Below are 1,787 nucleotides of genomic sequence, written 5' to 3'. Positions count from 1 at the left end.
AGCCTGCGAAAGCTCCGGGGAGGCGGCAAATATCCTGTGATCCGGAGATTTCTGAATGGGGAAACCCACCCGCTATAAGGCGGGTATCATAAACTGAATACATAGGTTTATGAGGCGAACGAGGGGAAGTGAAACATCTCAGTACCCTTAGGAAAAGAAATCAATTGAGATTCCCTCAGTAGCGGCGAGCGAACGGGGAAAAGCCCATTAAGTTATCTAAGCTTTAGTGGAACGCTCTGGGAAGTGCGACCATAGTAGGTGATAGTCCTGTACGCGAAAGGGCTTAGATAATGATGTCGAGTAGGGCGAGGCACGTGAAACCTTGTCTGAATATGGGGGGACCATCCTCCAAGGCTAAATACTCCTGACTGACCGATAGTGAACCAGTACCGTGAGGGAAAGGCGAAAAGAACCCCTGTGAGGGGAGTGAAATAGATCCTGAAACCGCATGCATACAAGCAGTGGGAGCCAACTTGTTTGGTGACTGCGTACCTTTTGTATAATGGGTCAGCGACTTACATTCAGTAGCAAGGTTAACCGATTAGGGGAGCCGTAGAGAAATCGAGTCTTAATAGGGCGTTTAGTTGCTGGGTGTAGACCCGAAACCGGGTGATCTATCCATGAGCAGGTTGAAGGTTGGGTAACACTAACTGGAGGACCGAACCCACTGTCGTTGAAAAGCCAGGGGATGACTTGTGGATAGGGGTGAAAGGCTAATCAAACTCGGTGATAGCTGGTTCTCCCCGAAAGCTATTTAGGTAGCGCCTCGGACGAATACCATTGGGGGTAGAGCACTGTTTCGGCTAGGGGGTCATCCCGACTTACCAAACCGATGCAAACTCCGAATACCAATGAGTACTATCCGGGAGACAGACTGCGGGTGCTAACGTCCGTAGTCAAGAGGAAAACAATCCAGACCGCCAGCTAAGGCCCCAAAATTATAGTTAAGTGGGAAACGATGTGGGAAGGCATAGACAGCTAGGAGGTTGGCTTAGAAGCAGCCACCCTTTAAAGAAAGCGTAATAGCTCACTAGTCGAGTCGGCCTGCGCGGAAGATGTAACGGGGCTAAAACTATATGCCGAAGCTGCGGATTTACACATTAGTGTAAGTGGTAGGGGAGCGTTCTGTAAGCCGATGAAGGTGGATTGAGAAGTCTGCTGGAGGTATCAGAAGTGCGAATGCTGACGTGAGTAACGACAAAACGGGTGAAAAACCCGTTCGCTGAAAGACCAAGGGTTCCAGTCCAACGTTAATCGGGGCTGGGTGAGTCGACCCCTAAGGCGAGGCCGAGAGGCGTAGTCGATGGGAAATTGGTTAATATTCCAATACTTCAGTGTAATGCGATGAGAGGACGGAGAAGGTTAAGTCAGCCTGGCGTTGGTTGTCCAGGTGAAAGGAAGTAGGCATGTATCTTAGGCAAATCCGGGGTACTCTATGCTGAGATCTGACAGCAAGCTGTACTTGTACAGTGAAGTGGCTGATACCATACTTCCAGGAAAAGTCTCTAAGCTTCAGTTACACTGGAATCGTACCCGAAACCGACACAGGTGGTCAGGTCGAGTAGACCAAAGCGCTTGAGAGAACTCTGCTGAAGGAACTAGGCAAAATGGTACCGTAACTTCGGGAGAAGGTACGCTGCTTTTGGTGATGGAACTTGCTTCCTGAGCTGAGAGCAGCCACAGAAACCAGGCCCCTGCAACTGTTTATTAAAAACATAGCACTCTGCAAACACGAAAGTGGACGTATAGGGTGTGATGCCTGCCCGGTGCTGGAAGGTTAATTGATG

1 rRNA gene is annotated in these 1,787 nt (G+C 49.7%); it reads left to right on the top strand.

What is annotated here, in order from left to right:
• Positions 1-1,787: ribosomal RNA gene (locus tag FTT76_RS17325) — 23S ribosomal RNA — on the top strand; the annotation flags it as partial.

The sequence above is a fragment of the Acinetobacter sp. YH01009 genome, from assembly GCF_013420765.1.
In the GTDB taxonomy this organism is placed as follows: domain Bacteria; phylum Pseudomonadota; class Gammaproteobacteria; order Pseudomonadales; family Moraxellaceae; genus Acinetobacter; species Acinetobacter amyesii.
Note: the sequence above shows the minus strand (reverse complement) of the source record. Positions and strands in the feature narration are given on the sequence as shown.